This is a genomic window from Roseateles sp. P5_E4, assembly GCF_054049255.1.
The window spans coordinates 246865-265042 of record NZ_JBFUMS010000001.1 but is presented as its reverse complement, the minus strand read 5'-3'; the positions used below and the strand labels follow the sequence as shown (position 1 = coordinate 265042).

15 protein-coding genes and 1 pseudogene are annotated in these 18178 nt (G+C 67.3%); 1 reads left to right on the top strand and 15 read right to left on the bottom strand.

Annotation, left to right across the window (positions count from 1 at the left end):
- Positions 1 to 47: 47 nt before the first annotated feature.
- From ACXJLH_RS01115 to rimP, 15 genes and pseudogenes are all read right to left on the bottom strand, one after another.
- Positions 48 to 536: a CYTH domain-containing protein gene (locus ACXJLH_RS01115; protein ID WP_457442199.1), complete on the bottom strand. Its 489-nt coding sequence runs from the start codon at positions 534 to 536 to the stop codon at positions 48 to 50.
- A gap of 3 nt (positions 537 to 539) precedes the next feature.
- Positions 540 to 1772, bottom strand: coding sequence for a DEAD/DEAH box helicase (locus tag ACXJLH_RS01110; protein ID WP_457442198.1), 1233 nt, complete (start codon positions 1770 to 1772; stop codon positions 540 to 542).
- 15 nt (positions 1773 to 1787) lie between these two features.
- Entirely contained in the window at positions 1788 to 2378 is a 591-nt protein-coding gene (locus ACXJLH_RS01105) for a methylated-DNA--[protein]-cysteine S-methyltransferase (protein ID WP_457355803.1), read from the bottom strand.
- Positions 2353 to 3306, bottom strand: coding sequence for an MBL fold metallo-hydrolase (locus tag ACXJLH_RS01100; RefSeq protein WP_457442197.1), 954 nt, complete (start codon positions 3304 to 3306; stop codon positions 2353 to 2355). Before ACXJLH_RS01100 ends, ACXJLH_RS01105 begins: the two co-directional genes overlap by 26 nt.
- A gap of 7 nt (positions 3307 to 3313) precedes the next feature.
- The gene (locus ACXJLH_RS01095) at positions 3314 to 4768 is read right to left on the bottom strand and encodes a serine hydrolase domain-containing protein (RefSeq protein WP_457442196.1); all 1455 of its coding nucleotides are present in this window, start codon (positions 4766 to 4768) and stop codon (positions 3314 to 3316) included.
- A gap of 50 nt (positions 4769 to 4818) precedes the next feature.
- On the bottom strand, positions 4819 to 5772 hold the full coding sequence (dusA, locus tag ACXJLH_RS01090; protein ID WP_457442420.1) for a tRNA dihydrouridine(20/20a) synthase DusA: 954 nt from the start codon (positions 5770 to 5772) through the stop codon (positions 4819 to 4821).
- 120 nt (positions 5773 to 5892) lie between these two features.
- Positions 5893 to 6474 carry a lectin-like protein gene (locus ACXJLH_RS01085; protein WP_457325510.1) on the bottom strand — a complete coding sequence of 194 codons (582 nt, stop codon included), beginning with the start codon at positions 6472 to 6474 and terminating at the stop codon, positions 5893 to 5895.
- Between the two features lie 86 nt (positions 6475 to 6560).
- Positions 6561 to 7676, bottom strand: coding sequence for an enoyl-CoA hydratase/isomerase family protein (locus tag ACXJLH_RS01080; protein WP_457355797.1), 1116 nt, complete (start codon positions 7674 to 7676; stop codon positions 6561 to 6563).
- Positions 7673 to 8545 carry a DMT family transporter gene (locus ACXJLH_RS01075; RefSeq protein WP_457442195.1) on the bottom strand — a complete coding sequence of 291 codons (873 nt, stop codon included), beginning with the start codon at positions 8543 to 8545 and terminating at the stop codon, positions 7673 to 7675. The genes ACXJLH_RS01080 and ACXJLH_RS01075 overlap by 4 nt, the downstream gene beginning before the upstream one ends.
- A 103-nt stretch (positions 8546 to 8648) precedes the next feature.
- The gene (gene typA / locus ACXJLH_RS01070) at positions 8649 to 10472 is read right to left on the bottom strand and encodes a translational GTPase TypA (protein ID WP_056196714.1); all 1824 of its coding nucleotides are present in this window, start codon (positions 10470 to 10472) and stop codon (positions 8649 to 8651) included.
- 24 nt (positions 10473 to 10496) lie between these two features.
- The gene (truB, locus tag ACXJLH_RS01065) at positions 10497 to 11453 is read right to left on the bottom strand and encodes a tRNA pseudouridine(55) synthase TruB (RefSeq protein ID WP_457442194.1); all 957 of its coding nucleotides are present in this window, start codon (positions 11451 to 11453) and stop codon (positions 10497 to 10499) included.
- A complete protein-coding gene (gene rbfA / locus ACXJLH_RS01060; protein ID WP_457390026.1) occupies positions 11446 to 11826 on the bottom strand; it encodes a 30S ribosome-binding factor RbfA in 381 nt (126 codons plus the stop codon). Before rbfA ends, truB begins: the two co-directional genes overlap by 8 nt.
- Before the next feature lie 101 nt (positions 11827 to 11927).
- The gene (infB, locus tag ACXJLH_RS01055; RefSeq protein ID WP_056196705.1) at positions 11928 to 14930 is read right to left on the bottom strand and encodes a translation initiation factor IF-2; all 3003 of its coding nucleotides are present in this window, start codon (positions 14928 to 14930) and stop codon (positions 11928 to 11930) included.
- Between the two features lie 46 nt (positions 14931 to 14976).
- Entirely contained in the window at positions 14977 to 16455 is a 1479-nt protein-coding gene (gene nusA / locus ACXJLH_RS01050) for a transcription termination factor NusA (RefSeq protein ID WP_457355792.1), read from the bottom strand.
- Between the two features lie 116 nt (positions 16456 to 16571).
- Positions 16572 to 17078: pseudogene (gene rimP, locus ACXJLH_RS01045) on the bottom strand (ribosome maturation factor RimP); the annotation flags it as partial.
- 250 nt (positions 17079 to 17328) lie between these two features.
- Between rimP and fabI the strand changes: the two are divergent.
- On the top strand, positions 17329 to 18111 hold the full coding sequence (gene fabI, locus ACXJLH_RS01040; protein ID WP_056196698.1) for an enoyl-ACP reductase FabI: 783 nt from the start codon (positions 17329 to 17331) through the stop codon (positions 18109 to 18111).
- Positions 18112 to 18178: the final 67 nt, after the last annotated feature.

Here is an 18178-nt window from a genome sequence, read left to right as displayed (position 1 = left end):
ACCTGCGTCATGGCCCGGCGCGGGCCATGGGTGTCGAACTCGCCGTGTTACGAGTCCGCGGCCCGGCCGGCCGGCCAGCGCGTGAACGGGTTCACCGCCAGGTTGGCATTGACGTATCGGCCGTCGCCGGTCACTTCGGCACCCAGCCAGTCCGGCCGGGCAAAGACCTGGCCCTCGGCTGCCAGCTCGATCTCTGCAACCACGAGGCCGGCGTTGGCTCCCAGGAATTCGTCAACCTCCCAGGTCATGCCCTCATGCGGGCACAGGTGGCGGATCTTCTCGACGAGCGGGCCATCGCACAGCGCCAGCAGCTGTCGGGCATCAATGAGCGGAATCTCGTACTCGAACTCGGCCCGCGTGGCCCCTTGGGTCGCACCTTTGATGGTCAGGAAGGCCCGTTCACCGGCGATGCGCACGCGCACCGTGCGGGCCGGGTCACGGCTCAGATAGCCCTGGCTGAAGCGGGTCTGGCGCTCGGTGGGCGAGCGCCAGCCGTCGCCGGTGACGAGAAACTTGCGTTCGATCTCAATGCCCATCGCTCATTCCCCACGCGCCGCGGCCTCGCGCAGCTTGTCCTTCTTGCTCTTGCGCGTCGTGCTCTTGATGCCGCCGATGGCCTGGGCTTCGGTGGCGACTGCCTCGGGCTCGAAGCCCTCCAGCCGCTCGCGTGGCACGCGCTGGCCCTGGCGCTTCTCGATGAGGCGGAAGTGGCTCTCGGCGTTCTCGGCGCTGTCTGCGCAGATGAAGCTGACTGCCACCCCGGTGGCGCCGGCGCGGCCGGTGCGACCGATGCGGTGGGTGTAGTCGGCGGCCGAGCGCGGCAGCTCGTAGTTGACGACCGCGTCCAGCGCATCGACGTGCAAGCCGCGCGCGGCCACGTCGGTCGCGACAAGCACCTTGACGCTGCCGTTCTTCAGCGCCGCCAGCACGTCGCTGCGTGCACCCTGGCTCAGCTCGCCATGCAAGGCGCCGGCCTTGAAGCCATGGGCGAAAAGCTTGTCCGATACGAGCTCGGCCGTGTAGCGGCTGGCGACGAAGACCAGCGCGCGATCCCAGGCCTCATCCTTGAGCAGTTGCCGCAGTGCGGGCAGGCGCTGGGCGCGGTCGAGCTGGATGGAACGCTGCGTGATCTGCGGCGGTGCCTCCTGGATGTCGATGCGCACCGGCTCGCGCAGCAACTGCTCGGCCAGCCCCTGCACGGCAGGCGGGCAGGTGGCGGAGAACAGCAGGGTCTGGCGCCGTGCGGGCACCAGCGCCAGCACGCGCTGCAACTCGTCGGCAAAGCCGGCGTTGAGCAGCCGGTCGGCTTCGTCCAGCACCAGGCATTCCACGCCGGCCAGCGTGAGGCCGTTGTGGTCGATCAAGTCCAGCAGGCGGCCCGGCGTGGCCACCATCACGTCGCAGCCGCCGCGCAGCGCCATCAGCTGAGGGTTGATGGACACGCCGCCAAAGGCCAGCGCCACCTTGGGCCGGTGCATCAGCAGCGCGGCGACGTTGCGCATCAGCTCGGCCGTCTGGGCGGCCAGCTCACGCGTCGGCGCCAGCACCAACGCACGCGGGCCTGGGCGAGGCGGCGCGGCGACCAGGCGTTGCAGCAGCGGCAGCACAAAGGCGGCGGTCTTGCCGGAGCCGGTCTGCGCCAGCGCGAGCACGTCGGCACCGGCCAGGATGGGAGGCAACGCAGCTGACTGCACGGCGGTCGGCGCGTGATAGCCCTCTTCGCGCACAGCGCGTAGCAGAGCGGGCGAGAGGCCCAGGGAAGAAAAGGACATGCGCGATTGTCGCGGTCAGAACAACTTCTGCTGATCGCCCGCGAGTTGGCCGACGGCGCGGGCCTCGATGAGCAGCATGCGCCGCTTGGTCTCCACGCCGCCCGGCGCCGAGAATCCCGTGGGCTCGCCGCCTGCGCCCATCACGCGGTGGCAGGGCACGATGGGCGGAAACGGGTTGTCGCCCTCGGCGCGGCCGACCGCGCGCGCCGCACCGGGCTGGCCGAGGGCCGTGGCGATCTCGCCGTAGGTGCGGGTCTGCCCGGGCGGGATGGCGCGGGTCAGCGCATGCACCTGGCGGCGGAACTCGGGGATGCCGCGCTCGTCGAGGACGACGTCGCCGAGGTCACGCGCCTCGCCGGCCAGCAGTGCGCGAATGCCATCGACGGCATGGGCGATGTGGGCGGGCAGCTCCGTCGTCAGTTCGGCGGTGGGATGTCGGCGCTTCAGTCGCGCCGGGCTGGCATCAGGCAGCAGAGAAGCGACGATGCCGCGCTCGCTCCAGACAACGCCGCAGCGGCCCAGTGCCGTGTCAAAACTGTGGCTCCACAAGGCCTCGTCCAGAGGCAGGACCGGGCCGATGTCAGGGTCGTCGACAAAATCGCTCACGTTGTTCGGTCGGTGCTTGCAGCAGGGTCTTGAAATAGTAGCCAAGCATGCCATTGACGCGGGTTCGGCCGGCATCGTCCAGCCAGCTGTCCACACGCGAGCGCCAGACGGCGGCGCAGGCGGCCGGATGCAGGTCTTGGCCGGCGCAGTCCAGCAAGGCCTCGAAACCGCCGCGCCAACGTTCGAAGTCCGCGCGACTCATCACCGGACCGTGGCCGGGTACCAGGCGCTGGAAAGGCTGGGCGGAGAGGCGCACCAGCGCCTCGCGCCAGGCGGGTGGGCAGGCGGTGTCCATGAAGGGCACCGGCAGCGTGACAAGGTCGCCAGCGGCCAGTGTGCCGGTGGCCGCGTCCAACACCCACAAGTCGCCACCGCTGACGGCGGTTTCGATGCCGATCTGCAGGCGGCGGCCGGCGATGGTCCGGGCCGAGGCTGTCCCAATCTCACGATCGGGGCGCAGGGCCGCAGCCTGGTTCAGCAGTTCGAGGTCAACGCGCATGACGGCCGCCTGATCGGCCGGTGCCGTGGGAATGGCCTCCATCAGCTGGCGGCGGTAGCGGTCCAGCCAGCCATCGGCCGCCAGCGCCTTCGCTACCGCGGGCGACGCCCAGGCTTCAAGCCCAGGCCTTTGCGAACGCAACCAGGCGTTGCCGCCGAGGTGGTCGAGGTGCCAATGCGTGTTCAGCACCGCCCTCACCTGCCCGCCCGCCGCCGCGAGCGCCGCTTCGGCATGAGCGCGGTGGCGGCCGCTGTCGATCAGCAGCCAGCCCTGATCGCCCTGCAGCAGCAGGCTGTTGCCGTCGGGCTGGCGGCCAGCCCCGAAACCACCGGGCACCAGGACGACGCCGAGCGCGAGCGGCTGCGCCGTCACCGCCGCCGCGGCGGCCAGGCACAGTGCTGCGGCCCAGGCGCGCCACTGCACCGTCACCACCCCCTCATGGCGAGCTCTCGCGAATGCCCTGGTCGCCATAGAGCTGCATCGTCACCGCGCCGGCCTCACCGCGCTGGAAGCCAACGCGCACGCCGGTGGGATGGATGAACTGCAGCGGCACGCCATCGGCGGCGATGGGCGTCAGCGCCAGACGGTCACCGTTGGGAAACACCAGGGTCAGCTGCGCCTTGGCCTGTTCAATCTGCACGCGCACCCCCATGGCGGCGAACAGGTAGCGCCCAGCGAGGCCTTGCAGAGCCGCCTCGTCCACGGCAGCCCGGCGCACGCGCGTCTCGCGGAACTGCGTCCAGCCATAGGCGCGTGACACGGCCGCCAGCAGTTCAGCGCTCAGCGCCCGGCCCGCATCGGCGTTAGCCAGGTAGACGACACCATCACCCGTGTGCAGGTTGATGGCCATGCCGGCGTTGTAGCCCGTCGTGCCGCCGTAGTGGACGAGGACCTGCTGTTCCCCTTCGCCGATAAGCCGGAAGCCGTAGAGATGCCCCTCGACAGGCGTGCCAAGCAGCGTGCGCACGCCGGGTTGGCGGAACACCTGGCTGCGGCCCTGCCAGCCCTTGCGCAGTTCCGTCAGCAGCGTGGCGAGGTCGCCCGCGTCGGACCACAGGCCGGCCGCGGCGCTTTCGGGCAGGTGCAGCCAGCCGCCCGGTACCGGCGCGGCGTCGCCCTGGTGGCCGGCCGCCACATCGCCACCGGCGCTTTGGCGCTGCAGTGCGAACGTGGCATGGCGCAGGCCAAGCGGCTGGAACAGCCAGCGCTGCATCAGCGGCTCGAAGGCCAGCTTCTGGCTATCCTGCATGGCGATCTGGGCCAGCGTGTAGCCGCCGCCGGAATAGCGCAGCTGCTCGCCGGGCGGCAGCACGACCTCGGGCCGCGGCGTGTTCGTGCCCGGTGCCGCGGTCGCCACCTCCAACACTGTCGGCACGGGGCCGGCCTGGGCGTAGCCGGGGTAGCCCCCCGGCGTGATGCCCGCGGTGTGCGCGAGCAGCCCACGCAACGTGACGGGGTAATCGGGCGCCTGCCGGCCCGCAGGCAGGCGCAGCGACGTGAGCAGGCCGTTGACGTCGCGGTCCCAGTCCAGCCGGCCGGCGTCCTGCAGGCGCAGCGCGGCAAGCACCGTGACGGGCTTGGCCAGTGAGCCGGCCTGGAACAGCGTGGCGCAACTGACAGCCGGCGCCTGCATCGCACGGCGACCGTACACGGCCACCCAGTCCACCTCACCGCCGCGCAGCACCGCCACGGCCAGGCCGGGCACGCCGTGCTCGGCCATGCGAGCGGCCAGTGTCTGCGGCTGTGTTTCGCCATCGAACACCACCGCAGGCAGCAGGCCCTGCTCGACGGCTTGCCGGCGGGCGGCAGCGCCCGGCTGTTCTTTGCAGGGTGCGGCATGGACACTGCCCGCCACGGCGAGGCACAGCGCCAGGGCGGCGGTTCGGGTCATGGAGGGATGCATGCTCACATGCTCGCCGAGGGCCGCGCCGCGGCCGGTCGTCATGCCGCGACCGACGTGCCTTGCACACGCGCCGCGTTCGCGCGCTCGGCCACCTCACGCGGCGGCAGGGTCTTCAGGCGATGGTCGCTCCAGACCTGGCGCCAGCGGCGTGCGCCGGGCGTGCCGTTCCACAGGCCGAGCGCGTGGCGCATCGCATGGGACCAGGAGCGGCCAGCGGCATGCACGCGATCCAGGTAATCCAGCCAGGCGTCTTCGACCTGCTCGCGCGACGCCGCCGGGTCAGGCTGGCCGAAGAAGCGCGAGTCCCACTGCGCCATGCTCCAGGGCTCGTGATAGGCCTCGCGGCCGATCATGACGCCGTCCAGCACGGCCAGCTGCTCGGCGATCTGGTCCGGCGTCTTCAGGCCGCCGTTGATGGCGATGGTCAGCTGCGGGAATTCGCGCTTGAGCTGCTCCACCAGCTCGTAGCGCAGCGGTGGGATCTCGCGGTTTTCCTTCGGTGAAAGGCCCTGCAGCCAGGCATTGCGGGCATGCACGATGAAGACTTCGCAGCCGGCCTCGGCAACGGTGGCGACGAAGTCGCGGACGAAGTCGTAGCTCTCAATCTTGTCGATGCCGATGCGGTGCTTGACGGTGACCGGCAGCGAGGTGGCATCGCGCATGGCCTTGACGCAGTCGGCCACCAGCTGGGGTTCGGCCATCAGGCAGGCCCCGAAGGCGCCCTTCTGCACTCGCTCGCTGGGGCAGCCGCAGTTCAGGTTGACCTCGTCATAACCCCAGCGCTCGGCGAGCCTGGCGCAGGCAGCCAGGTCAGCGGGCTCGCTACCACCCAGCTGCAGCGCGACCGGGTGTTCGGTGTCGTTGAAGTCGAGATGGCGCGGCTGGTCGCCATGCAGCAAGGCGCCGGTCGTCACCATCTCGGTGTAGAGCAGCGCATGGCGGGTGATGAGCCGATGGAAATGGCGGCAATGGCGATCGGTCCAGTCCATCATCGGCGCGACGGACAGGCGCCAGGGAGAAAAAGCAGTCACGCAGCGGATTATCCCGGCCCGCAAATGGCAACGCCCGCGTCGGGCTGACGCGGGCGTTGAGAAATGCTGAACCGTGAGGGCTTAGCGGTTGCGGCGGCGGGACACGCCAACGCCCGCCAGGGCGGCCGCCATCACCAGGGCCAGGCTGGCCGGCTCGGGCACGGTGCCGGGGGCGGCGCTGAACTCGACCAGATAGCCGTTGATCTGGCCAGCATTGCCCGGGCCGCCGTGGTCGTTCCAGCCCATGACGGCGCCGAAGTTGGTCTGCAGGTAGTTCTCGCCACCGCAGCAGTTGTTCGGCTCGCCCGGATTCCAGCTGGTGTAGGTCAAGGCCTGGCCGTTCTCGGGACCATCACGCCAGGTGAAAGTGCCTTCATTGCCGGCGTCCGAAGCGCCCAGCCATGCCAGGATGCCACCGGCCACGGTGACGGAAGCGAAGCGGTTTTCGCCGGCGCTGGTGATGGTGGCCAGGTAGCCGGTCATGCCCAGATAGCTCGCGCTCTGGGCCGCCGTGAAGGCATCGTCCCAGCTGACGTTGGCGTCGAAGAACTCGTAGTAGTGGTCATTGCCGCCGGAGGCGGAATCCCACAGCACCGGCGAGGCTTGGGCAGCCTGGCCGAACAGGCCGGTGGCCAGCAAGGCCGTCATGAGCACTTTGCGCATTGTTGTCTCCGTCGAACGTGAAAAATTTTCGCGAGTGTGTGGAGATGCCCGCGCCAGGCCAACCCCCGATCCAGGGGGCGACAGCTTCAGCTCAGGTCGCGCAACGGATGCTCGTTCGCAGGCCAGGGACTGACGAAGAAGGCGGCCACCTCACCCGCGTCCAGATCGGCGACCGAGGCTGGGCTCCAGCGCGGTGCGTGATCCTTGTCGACCGCCAGCGCGCGAATGCCTTCGACGGTCTCGCTGCGGGCCGCGCCGCGCAAATGGAAGGCGTGGTGCACCAGATCACGCTCCAGGCGCAGATCGTCGGCCAGGCCGAGCTTGCGGCCGCGGCGCACAAGCTCCAGCGTCACCGCCATCATGGTTGGCGAGCGGGTCAACAGCGTCTCGCGGGTCTGGTGCGCCCAGTCGTCATCGGCCGCGGCCAGGGATGCCAGGATGCCGGCCAGTGTCGGCTCGCCAAAATGGCGGTCGATGCGTTCGGCGGCGGCCTTGGGGTCGGCGGTGGGGGCGAGATCGGCACACTCCATGACGGTCGCGATGACGTGCTCGGCGCTGGGCTGGGGGCTGGCCCTCAGCGCTTCGACAAGGTCGGCCCATTGCGCCGCCGGCACATAGACGTCGCCCAGGCCCCATTCGATGGCGTCGCCGGCCGCAATGGCCTGGCCGGTCAGTGCCAACCATTCGCCGACGTGGCCGGGGCATTGGGCGAGGAAGTAGCCACCACCGACATCGGGAAAGAGGCCGATGCCGGTCTCGGGCATCGCCAGCTTGGAGCGCTCGGACAGCACGCGCAGCTTGGCGCCCTGGCTGATACCCATGCCGCCGCCCATGACGATGCCATCCATCAGCGCGATATAGGGCTTGGGGTAGTGGTGGATCAGGTGGTTGAGGCGGTATTCCTCAGTGAAGAAGTCTTCCAGCGCCGGGTCACCGGCATGAGCGGCCTGGTGGAAGAAGCGGATGTCGCCGCCCGCGCAGAAGGCCGGCGCCTTGCCTTCGCGGCCCGCACCGAGCACTGCGACGGCCTGGATCTCCGGTCGAGACGCCCAGTGGCGCAGCAGCGCCGTCATGTCGCGGATCATGGCCAGCGACAGCGCATTCAGCGCTTGCGGGCGGTTCAGCGTGATGAGGCCGAGACAGCCGTTGACGTCGGCCAGGATATGGCCGTCAGACACCAGGGTCGGGATCAGGTCACTCATGCGTTATTCAAGGAGGCGGGTTTGACAGTAGGAGGCGCCAGCGCTTCGTTGGCGATCAGCGCCGCAAGCACGAGGCTACCGCCGATCAGGGCCGCGCTGCCTGGGTGTTCGCCCGCAAAAGCCCAGGCCCAAAGCACGCCGAGCAGGGTTTCCGCCTGGCCGAGTAGGGCCAGTTCGTGGCCCGGCAGCTCGCGCGCCAGGCGCACGGCCAGCAGACAGGGAACGGCAAGCTGGAAGACGCCCAGAAAACCCAGCAGGGACAGGTCGTGCGCACTGGCCTGCAACGGCCAGGCCAGCGGCAGTGTGAACACCATGGAGATCACAGCACCGATCAGCACCGCGGGCAGCATGTCAGTGTCGCCCTGCCCCACCTTCTGCAGCAGGCACCAATTGCTGGCGGCGGCCAGCGGCACGCCCAGCGCAACGATGACGCCCAACAGCGGCCCGCCCAGCTGACCACCGAACATCCACGCGATGCCCGCGCCGGCCACGGCAATGGCCCACCAGGTGCGGGCCGGAATCGGCTGATGCAAAAAGAGCCGCGCAAATATCGCCGTGAACAGCGGTGACAGCGACATCGTGACCAGCACATTGGCCACCGTCGTCAGCGACAGCGCGACCATGAAGGCCGTGAACATGACAGCCCAGCACAGGCCTGAGGCCCAGACCGCGCGGCCCTTCAGGCTGCCGAACAGCGCCCTGCCCCGCATCACGCCAAGGATGAGCACCAGCGCCAGCGCATTGAACGCACTGCGCCAGAACGTGATCTCGAAGCCCCGCGCCGCGTCCAGATGCCGCGTGACCACGCCCGCCGAACTCCACATCAGCGTGACCAGCAGCATCAGCAAAACAGCAGACCGGTGGCTCATCAACGAAGAGCGCCCCTTTCGGGGCGCGGGCAATCAACTGACTAGAACCCCCTCCTGAAGGGGGGCTGGGGGGAGCTCAAGGCGCCGCGCCAGCGAAAGCGTGTCAGCTTCGCTGAGCACGCTTTCGCTCGTTCTCGGACAAGAAGCGTTTGCGAACCCGCACGCTCTTGGGCGTGATCTCGACCAGTTCGTCGTCGTCGATGAAGTCGACGCCGTACTCCAGCGTCAGCTCGATCGGCGGCGTGACCTTGATCGCATCTTCCTTGCCGGAGACGCGGAAGTTGGTCAGCTGCTTGGTGCGGGTCGCGTTGACGACCAGGTCGTTGTCGCGGTTGTGGATGCCAACGATCATGCCTTCGTAGACCGGGTCGTTGGGCTTGACGAACATGCGGCCGCGATCGTCCAGCTTGCCCAGGGCGTAGGTGAAGATTTCGCCGTCGTCCATGGAGATCAGTACGCCGTTCTTGCGGCCGCCGATGTCACCCTTGTGGGCCTCGTAGCCGTCGAAGATCGACGAGATCAGGCCCGAGCCGCGGGTCAGGTTCATGAACTCGTTGCTGAAGCCGATCAGGCCACGGGCCGGGATGCGGTACTCCAGGCGCACGCGGCCATGGCCGTCCGGCTCCATGTTGAGCATTTCGCCCTTGCGCAGGCCCAGCGCCTGCATGACGCCGCCCTGGTGGATTTCTTCCACGTCGGCTGTCACCAGCTCCATCGGCTCCTGCTTCTCGCCGTCGACGTCCTTGAACATCACGCGCGGCTTGGAGACGGCCAGCTCATAGCCTTCACGGCGCATGTTTTCCAGCAGGATGGTCAGGTGCAGTTCACCGCGGCCGCAGACCTCGAAGATGCCGTCTTCGTCGGTCTCCTTCACGCGCAGGGCCACGTTGTGCTGCAGTTCCTTCTGCAGGCGGTCCCAGATCTGGCGGCTGGTGACGAACTTGCCTTCGCGGCCGGCCAGCGGGCTGGTGTTGACGCAGAAGTTCATCGTCAGCGTCGGCTCGTCGACCTTCAGCATGGGCAGCGGCGACGGGTTGGCCGGGTCGGTCACGGTCACGCCGATGCCGATGTCCTCGATGCCGTTGATCAGCACGATGTTGCCCGGGCCGGCGTCGGTGACCTGCACGCGGTCCAGGCCGTGGAAGGTCAACACCTGGTTGATGCGGCCGTTGACAGCCTTGCCGTCCGGACCTTCCATCACGACGACCTGCATGCCGGTCTTGATGGTGCCCTGGCTGATGCGGCCCACGCCGATGCGGCCGACGAAGGTGGAGAAGTCCAGCGCCGAGATCTGCAGCTGCAGCGGAGCAGCGGGATCACCCGACTGGGCGGGCACGTGCTTCAGCACGGTGTCGAACAGGGCCGACATATCGGGGCCCCATTGCTCGCCAGGCGCGCCTTCGGTCAGCGAGGTCCAGCCGTTGATGCCGGAGGCGTAGACGACCGGGAAGTCGAGCTGCTCGTCGGTGGCGCCCAGCTTGTCGAACAGGTCGAAAGCGGCATTGATGACGGCGTCGGGCTTGGCGCCCGGCTTGTCGACCTTGTTGACCACGACGATGGGCTTGAGACCCAGTGCCAGCGCCTTCTTGGTCACGAAGCGCGTCTGCGGCATCGGGCCTTCCTGGGCGTCGATCAGCAGCACGACGCCGTCGACCATGGACAGTGCGCGCTCGACTTCACCGCCGAAGTCCGCGTGTCCGGGCGTGTCGACGATGTTGATGTGCGTGCCGCCCCACGACACCGCGCAGTTCTTGGCCAGGATGGTGATGCCACGCTCGCGTTCGATGGCGTTGCTGTCCATGACGGTGTCGACGACCTTTTCGTGGTCGGCGAAGGTACCGCTCTGGCGCAGGAGCTGGTCGACCATGGTGGTTTTGCCGTGGTCGACGTGGGCAATGATGGCAATGTTGCGGATCGGGGTGGTCATGGTGATGCTTGGAAGAAAACCGGGTCAGGCGGAAAGCAGAGCCTGGACCTCCGGCGGGGTCAACAGGCGGTCGGCGATCAGTTCGCCAGAGGAGATGTGGGCGCTGCCGAGGAAGGCGCGGGGTTCGGGGCCGTAGACACGCACGCGCTCGGCGTCGGCTGCGGTCACGCGGCGGCGCAGCCCAGACAGGAAGCGTGCGGCCTCGTCGGCAGGCAGACGAAGCTCGGGGGCTTCGGCCAGCAGGCGGTCGGGCGAGGTCAGCAGCGCGGCGCGTTGTTCTTCGGGCAGGGCTTCCAGGCCGCTGAGCGTGATGCTGCCGTCCAGCGTCAGGCTGCCGGAGCCGGTGCGGCGCAGTGCGGCAAGCGAAGCGCCACAACCGAGTGCAGTGCCAATGTCTTCGGCCAGCGTGCGGATGTAGGTGCCTTTGGTGCAACGGACGTCGAGGGTCACGGTACCAGCCTGCACGCTGACGATGTCGACGGCATGAATCGTCACGCGACGGCTCTTGCGTTCGATCTCGATGCCGGCGCGGGCGTATTCGTACAGCGCCTTGCCCTCGTGCTTGAGCGCCGAGTACATCGGCGGCATCTGGTCGATCTCGCCGGTGAAGGCGGCGCAGGCGGCAGCGATCTGCGCTTGCGTGATGCCGTCGGCGTCACGGCGCTCCAGCACCTCGCCTTCGGCGTCGCCCGTCGTCGTGCGAATGCCCAGGGCCAGGGTCGCGAGGTAACGTTTGTCGGCGTCGAGGCTGACTTGGCTGAACTTGGTGGCCGCGCCAAAGCACAGCGGCAACAAGCCCGTCGCCAGCGGGTCCAGCGTGCCGGTATGCCCGGCCTTCTCGGCGCGCAGCAGCCACTTGGCTTTCTGCAACGCGTCGTTGCTCGACAAGCCCAGCGGCTTGTCGAGCAACAACACGCCGTGCAGCGGGCGACGCTGGATGCGTACCCGGGCAGGCTTGGCGGTGACGACGGCCTCAGTCATTCGGCTCCTCGTCTTCTATTGCGCGTGTCGCGTTGGCCCTGTTGATCAGCGCACTCATCTCGGCCGCACGCTCGATGGTGCGGTCGAACTGAAAGTGCAGCGTCGGCACCGTGTGGATCTGCAGGCGCTTGAACAGGCCGTTGCGCAGGAAACCCGCGGCCTCGTTCAGCGCTTCCTGCGTTTCCTTCGGGTCACCGACCAGCACTGAGAAGAACACCTTGGCATGGGCGTAGTCCGGCGTAACCTCGATCGCATTGATCGTCGCCATGCCGATGCGCGGATCCTTGAGCTCGCGGATCAGCTCCGCCAGATCACGCTGGATCTGGTCGGCGACTCGGAAAGCTCGGTTGGGGATGGCGCGTTTGTGTCTCATGGCAGGTTTCCTGATCAGGCTGTTTGCGCGGTTCACGCGCGGACAGCCAACAAAGAACAAACCCCGCCCCGAGGGGCGGGGTTAACCCTCGGGATTGGAGGTCAGAGCGTGCGGGCCACTTCCTTGATCTCGAAGAATTCGAGCTGATCACCTTCCTTGATGTCGCTGTAGTTCTTGAGCTTGATACCGCACTCGAAGCCTTCCTTGACTTCGCGGACGTCGTCCTTCTCGCGGCGCACCGAGTCCACCTCACCCGTGTAGACGACGGTGTTCTCGCGCAGCAGTCGGAAGCGAGCGCCACGACGGACCAGGCCGCTGGTGACCATGGAGCCGGCCACCGTGCCGATCTTGGATGCGACGAACACGACGCGGATCTCGGCCGTACCCAGCGCTTCTTCGCGCTGCTCGGGCGCCAGCATGCCGGACATCGCCTTGGTCACGTCATCCACAGCGTCGTAAATGATGCTGTAGTAACGCAGATCGACCGCGTTGCCTTCGGCCAGCTTGCGCGCACCGGCATCGGCCCGCACGTTGAAGCCGATGATGACGGCCTTAGAAGCGATGGCGAGGTTGATGTCGCTCTCACTGATGCCGCCAACCGCCGCGTGGACGATCTGCACCTTGACCTCGGCGTTGCTGAGCTTGAGCAGCGAAGCGGCCAGCGCTTCCTGCGAGCCCTGCACGTCGCTCTTGATGATCAGCGGCAGCGTCTGCACGTCGCCGGCGCCCATCTCGCTGAACATGTTCTCCAGCTTGGCGGCCTGCTGCTTGGCCAGCTTCACGTCGCGGTACTTGCCCGAACGGAAGGTCGCGACCTCGCGGGCGCGGCGTTCGTCGCCCAGCACCATGAACTCATCGCCAGCTTGCGGCACTTCGGTCAGGCCCTGGATTTCGACCGGGATGGACGGGCCAGCCTCGGTACAGGCCTTGCCGTCTTCGTCCAGCATGGCGCGCACGCGGCCGAACGTGGAGCCAGCCAGCACGACGTCGCCGCGCTTGAGCGTGCCGCTCTGCACCAGCACCGTCGCAACCGGGCCGCGGCCCTTGTCCAGCTTGGCTTCGATGACCAGGCCCTTGGCCATCGAGGCCACCGGCGCCTTCAGCTCCAGCACTTCGGCCTGCAGCAGCACCTGCTCCAGCAGGTCATCAATGCCCTGGCCGGTCTTGGACGACACGCCGATGAAGGGCGACTCGCCACCGAATTCTTCCGGCACGACCTGTTCGGCCACGAGCTCGCTCTTCACGCGCTCGACGTTGGCGTCGGGCTTGTCGATCTTGGTCATCGCGACCACGATCGGCACGCCAGCCGCCTTCGCGTGGTGGATGGCTTCCTTGGTCTGAGGCATGACGCCGTCGTCGGCCGCGCAAACGAGGATGACGATGTCGGTTGCCTTGGCACCGCGGGCACGCATCGCCGTGAAGGCCGCGTGACCCGGGGTGTCCAGGAAGGTGATCATGCCGCGCGGCGTATCGACGTGATAAGCGCCGATGTGCTGCGTGATGCCACCAGCCTCGCCTGCGGCGACGCGGGCACGGCGGATGTAGTCCAGCAGCGAGGTCTTGCCGTGGTCGACGTGGCCCATGACGGTGACGACCGGGGCGCGCGACAGCGACTCGTGCTCCTGCTCGGCGGTGCCCTCTTCTTCCAGGAAGGCGTCCGGATCGTCCAGCTTGGCGGGGAAGGCCTTGTGGCCCATTTCCTCGACCAGGATCATGGCCGTCTCTTGGTCCAGCTGCTGGTTGATGGTGACCATCTGGCCCAGCTTCATCAATTGCTTGATGACCTCGGCGGCCTTGACCGACATCTTGTGGGCGAGGTCGGCCACCGAGATCGTCTCGGGGACGTGCACCTCTTGGATCTGCATCTCTGCAGGTGCCTGGAAGTTGCCTTGGCCATTGCCACCACGGTCATTGCCGCCACGACGGCCACCGGCACCACCGCGCGCCGGAGCACGCCAGTTGCCGCCGCCACCCGGGCGGTTCGCGCCGGCGGGGCCGGCGCCGATGGTCTTGAGGCCGCGCTTCTTGGCGGCGTCATCGGCCCAACTGGACGACAGCTTCTCGGACTTGACCGACTTCTTGTCGCCCGGCTTGCCGGCGCCTGCGCCCGCTGCAGCAGGTGCTGCGCCTGGCGTGCCGGCCTTCTTGTGGATGGTGCCCTTGATGCCCGCGGCGGCTTCGGCCGGCTTGGGCTCTTCGGGCTTCTTCGCGACCAGCACCTTTTTGGGTGCATTCATCATCGCGCGGATCTTGGCGGCCTCGTCCTCGGCGGCCTTGCGGCGGCGGGCCAGGTCGTCCTGCTTCTGCTTCTCTTCGGCAGCGGCATCGACGGCCTTGACGACGCGCAGCGCCGGCTTGGCCACTTCGGGCGCGGGCGGTGGCGGGGCGACGACTTCAGGCGCAGGTGCGGGCGGCGGCGGCGCAACGACTTCAGGCTCGGGCGCAGGCGCGGCGGCCTTGGCACCGCGCTTGGAGGCGGCCTTGTTGATCGCGGCAGCTTCGGCGGCGGCAGCAGCGGCATTGCGCTGGCGGGCCTCGGCCTGCTCGACGGGCGTGACCTCCGGCTTGGCGGCGGCAGCTGCAGCGGCAGCTTCGGCAGCGGCCTTGGCGGCGGCTTCGGCGGCAGCCTGCTCCTCGGCGCGGCGCGCCTCGGCAGCTTCACGCGCGGCGCGCTCGGCGTCCTCGCGAGCCTTCACCTTGGCGGCGAGTTCCTCTTCCTGGGCACGCAGCGCGGTGGCTTGGGCCTGGGCTTCTTCCTCGCGGCGCACCAGTTCGGCGTCGTCGGGGCCGGCAGCGACCTCGTCGTCACGCTTGACGAAGGTGCGGGTCTTCTTGACCTGGACCTGGATCGTGCGGGCCTTGCCACTGGCATCGGCTTGCTTGATCTCGGTGGTCGACTTCTTGACGAGCGTGATCTTCTTGCGATCCGCACCGGCAGTGCCGTGGGAAGAGCGCAGGTGGTCGAGCAGGCGTTCCTTGTCGTTCTCGCTCAGCGAGTCGTCGACGGAAGACTTCTTGACGCCCGCGGCATGCAGCTGCTCCAGCAGCGTGCCCGCCGGCTTGCTCAGCTCGGCGGCGAATTGGGCGACGGTAGTCACGGCCATGTGGGGATCCTTCAAATTACTTTCGGTGCGGCGCGGCGTGTGTTGATCAGGCGTTGAACCAGTGTTCGCGGGCCTTCATGATCAGCGCGCGCGCAGCGGCCTCGTCTTGGCTGGTCAGCTCGACCAGTTCGTCGACAGCCAGGTCGGCCAGATCGTCACGGGTGTTGATGCCGCCTTCGGCCAGCTTGCTCAACAGTTCAGGGGTCACGCCTTCGAGATCGCGCAAGTCCTGCGAGACCTCTTCGACCTTCTCTTCGCGGGCGATTTCCATCGTCAGCAGGGCATCCTTGGCACGGGTGCGCAGCTCGTTGACGGTGTCCTCGTCGAAGGCCTCGATCTCCAGCATTTCCTGCATGGGCACGTAGGCGACTTCTTCCAGGCTGGTGAAGCCTTCGGCGATCAGGATGTCGGCGACCTCGGCATCGACGTCGAGCTTCTCGACGAAGAGCTTGCGGACGCTCTCGGCCTCGACCTCGTGCTTGGCGGCCGATTCCTCGGCCGACATGATGTTGATGCGCCAGCCGGTCAGCTCGGACGCCAGGCGCACGTTCTGGCCGCCACGGCCGATGGCGATGGCGAGGTTTTCCTCGTCAACGACGACGTCCATGGCATGGCGCTCTTCATCCACGACGATGGATTGCACGTTGGCCGGGGCCAGAGCGCCGATGACGAACTGGGCCGGGTCTTCGCTCCACAGCACGATGTCGACGCGCTCGCCGGCGAGTTCGGTCGTCACGCCGTTGACGCGCGAACCGCGCACGCCGACACAGGTGCCGATGGGGTCGACGCGGCGGTCATGGCTGATGACGGCGATCTTGGCGCGCGAACCGCTGTCGCGGGCGCAGCTCTTGATTTCCAGCAGGCCTTGTTCGATTTCCGGCACTTCCTGGGCGAAGAGTTCCTTCATGAACTCAGGGCTGGAGCGCGAAAGCATGATTTGCGGGCCGCGCTGGGTCGGGTCCACACCGAGGATGACGGCGCGCACGCGGTCACCGGTGCGCAGGTTCTCTTTCGAGATCATTTCGCTGCGCTTCAGGCGCCCTTCGACGCGACCGCTTTCGACAATGATGTCGCCCTTGTCCAGGCGCTTGACGGTGCCGACGAAGATCTTCTCGCCGCGCGACATGAAGTCGTTGAGCAATTGCTCGCGCTCGGCGTCACGGATCTTCTGCAGGATGACCTGCTTGGCGGCCTGTGCGCCGATGCGGCCGATGGGCAGGGACTCGACGGGTTCTTCGATGTGGTCGTCCACCTCGATGTCGGAGATCTGTTCCTGGGCTTCAAACAGCAGGATTTCGGCGTCGGCGTTCTGCAGACCGGCCTCGTTGGGCACGACATGCCAGCGGCGGAAGGTCTCGTACTCACCCGATTCGCGATCCACACTGACGCGGATGTCGGCCTCAGCGCCGTAAATCTTCTTGGTGGCCGAGGCCAGCGCGGCTTCCACCGCACCGAACACGACATCGCGCTCCACGCTCTTCTCGCGCGAGATCGCGTCCACCAGCATCAACATTTCGCGGTTCATTGCTTGAGACCTCCGTCAACCTTGTCTTGGCCGGGCGCCGCATCACTGAGCGCGCCCGCTTGTTTCTTGAGTGCTGCTTTTTTCGGCTTGATGACACCACGCTGGCCGGGCTTGCGGTCAGGCGCCGGTTCGCCGCCACGACCCTTGAAGCTGAACGACGGCACGAGGCGTGCCTCGCGCACCTCGTCGAGCGTGAAATCAAGCGCCTGATCGGCCTCGCCGTCGTCGAACACCAGGCGCCAGGCCTGGTCGTCCGCCGCATCCGGCTGCGCGCTGACCACGCCGCGGTACTTCTTGCGGCCCTGGAAAGGTGCTTTGAGCGTGATATCGATTTCCTGGCCGGCAAAGCGCGCGTAATGCGCGGCCTTTTTTAACGGCCGATCCAGACCCGGTGAAGACACTTCGAGCCGGGAATATTCCAAACCCTCGACCTCGAGCACATACTGCAGCTGTCGGGTGACCTTTTCGCAGTCATCCACATCGATCAGCTCGCCGGCATCCGCCCCGGCGTTCAGCCTGTCAATCGTCACGCGCAGCGTTCCACCACTGGCACTGCGTTCGCAGTCCACGAGTTCGTAACCGAGTCCGGTCACGGTCGTTTCCACAGCGGTTTGCCAACTCATTCGGGGTGTGCGGTCTTCGGTCGAAAGAAAATCGAAAAAGCAAAAAAAATGGGCTGGATGAATCCGCCCACTCGTTCACCTGATATCGCGCCCCGGGGGATATCGTCCGGGGCTCGTTGAAAGACTCTTTGCAGAGTTCTCTCATTTCTGGTGAAGCTCGGATTGTACTGTGCAAGTCCCATGCCGGCAAGCCGCTACGCCCTGCGCGTGCCAGAATCTGAGGCTGTTTGAGACCTCACAGGAGACAAGAATGGGCTTTCTCGCCGGCAAGCGGCTGCTGATCACGGGCGTGCTGTCCAACCGCTCCATCGCCTACGGCATTGCCCGGGCCTGCCACCGCGAAGGTGCCGAGTTGGCGTTCAGCTATCAGGGCGAACGTTTCAAGGACCGCATCAGCGAGTTCGCTGCCGAATTCGGCTCCAAACTCATTTACGACTGTGACGTGACCAGCGACGAGCAGATGGAGGCGTTGTTCAACCAGCTCGGCGAGGTCTGGCCGGAGTTCGACGGTTTCGTCCATTCCATCGGCTTTGCGCCTCGCGAGGCGATTGCCGGCAATTTCCTGGACGGCATGACGCGCGAGAACTTCCGCATCGCCCACGACATTTCGGCCTACAGCTTCCCCGCCATGGCCAAGCTGGCCGCCCCGCGCCTGCGCCCCGGCGCCGCCCTGCTCACGCTGAGCTACCTGGGCGCCGAGCGCTACGTGCCCAACTACAACACCATGGGCATGGCCAAGGCAGCGCTGGAGGCCAGCGTGCGCTACCTGGCTCACGACCTCGGCGCCAAGGGCGTGCGGGTCAACGGTATCTCCGCCGGCCCAATCAAGACGCTGGCAGCCTCCGGCATCAAGGACTTCGGCAAGTTGCTGAGCCAGTTCGCCGCCTCGGCGCCGATCCGGCGCAACGTGACCATCGAGGACGTCGGCAACGCCGCTGCCTTCCTGCTGTCCGACCTGGCCGCCGGCGTCAGCGCCGAGATCATGTATGTCGATGGCGGCTTCAGCCATGTCGCACTCGCCGGCGGCGAGTGATCAAGTGAGGTCGCGGCATGGCGTGCGTCGCGACCTGGCGTACCACGAGAAACCGCGCCGGCGGATG